Origin of the sequence: Mycobacterium sp., from assembly GCF_049585075.1 — a bacterium.
Lineage (GTDB): Bacteria > Actinomycetota > Actinomycetes > Mycobacteriales > Mycobacteriaceae > Mycobacterium.
Genome location: NZ_JBAUZA010000503.1, coordinates 1 through 1,727, shown reverse-complemented (window position 1 = coordinate 1,727; position 1,727 = coordinate 1). Strand labels below are relative to the sequence as shown.

At 68.2% G+C, this 1,727-nt stretch carries 1 protein-coding gene; it reads left to right on the top strand.

The features are described 5' to 3' along the window. Window positions 1-608: 608 nt before the first annotated feature. A partial coding sequence (locus tag WB785_RS23550; RefSeq protein WP_424082324.1) for a DUF7159 family protein occupies window positions 609-1,727 on the top strand: 1,119 nt, incomplete at its 3' end.

Genomic DNA, 1,727 nt, shown 5'->3' with positions numbered 1-1,727 from the left:
GCCGAGCCCCGCGCCGTCGGCCACCGTCGCGCCGCCAGTGACCAGCGAGGCGCCGCCTCCGCCCCCGCCACCGGTGACGACGACCTACCAGCCGCCGCCAAGCACCACGCAGCAGGCGACCAGCACTACCCCAACGACGACGAGCACAACCCCGACCACCACCACCACACCGCCGCCGTCCAGCAGCACGACGACCAGCACGACACCATCGGAAGTGATGACGACGACGTACTTGAGGCTCCCGTTCGTACCGATGCCGATCCCGGTTCAGGTGCCGGAGGGGCAGGGCGGCGCGGCGAACCAGCCTCAGACCCCGTACCAGCCGCAGAGCCCCTACCAGCCACAGAGCCCGTATCAGCCGCAGTATCCATACGGAGGTCCTGGGTACTAACGGCCCCCGGCTGTTGAATCCTTTGCGCCTACCCGGACCGCTTAGCCACGAGTAGGGTGGAAACGCCGGATCGGCCCGGCATATGTAGCGGCGTCGCATTCTCAGTGCGCCAACCGGGAAAGTAACGCCGCATCCAACTGTCGCGAAACTGTGGGTGACGGCCGCGCGGCGCACTCCTTCGCCCAGATCGTCATTAGCGAAGGACTTTGGAGGAGTAGTGGACATCGTTCTGGGTGTGTCGATGGCACCCGAGGTCGTCCGCATGGTGCTGGTCGAAGGCGAAAACGCCGACGGCGTGACTGTCGAAGCCGACGAGTTCGCGGTCGCGTTCGCCAGCGGCTCGGCAACAACGGCACCGGCTCAGGTGATCGCCGCGATCCTCGGCACCCGAGAAAGCGCAACCGAAGGTGGCTACCGGTTGATGTCGACCGGTGTGACCTGGACCGAGCCGACCGACGTCGCTGTGCTGCAGGACGAGCTCGCCGCGTGGCAGATCGGCGGCGTCATGCTGGTCTCGCCCCTTCTCGCGGCGGCCGCGCTGACCCAGACGGTCGGCCAGGCAATGGGCTACGAGTACACCGCACTGCTGTTCGTCGAGCCGGAAAGCGTGACCCTGGCCGTGGTCCAAACCGCCGACGGCTCCATCGTCGATTTGCACCGACAGCCTGCGGACTGGGCTGGGCGCACCGCTGTGGAGATTGCCAAGCTGGCCGCGATTGTCGCTGCGCTCGACGGGAGGCAGTCGCGTGCCGACGGGGTGTTCGTCGTTGGGTGCGGCCTCGACATCGTCCCCATCGTGCGGCGCTTGGAGGCGCTGGTCTCCATCCCACTGAGTACATCCGAAGAACCCGACCTGGCGCTCGCCCGCGGCGCGGCGCTGGCCTCCGCAAATGCTCCGCTGTTCGCGTCGTCGACCGCTGCGCTGGCCTACGCGCAGGATCCCGGTACCGGCGAGGTGAACCCGCTCGCACACGCATACCTCGACGATTCCCTGAATGCCCCAATGGGTGACGGCGTCCTCGCCTACAGCGCTCTGGCGGACGAGGACGACGACGGCCTCCGTCCACACCGGCGGCTCCTGCTAGCAGGTAGTGGGATAGTGGCCGTGCTCCTGATCGGCTTTGTGGTGCTGCTGACGTCGCTGGGGGCCGACGTTGCGCCGCCGATGGGTCATGGAACCAGCCATGCCGCACAGCCCAGCCCGACGAAGCATCTGACCCCCCCGAGCGCACATACGCCCGCCGTGGCCGCGCCAGCGCCGTCACCACCACCGTCGGCCGCTCCGCCTCCACCGCCTCCGCAGACCATCACGGCACCGGCCCCGGTGGTGCATCAG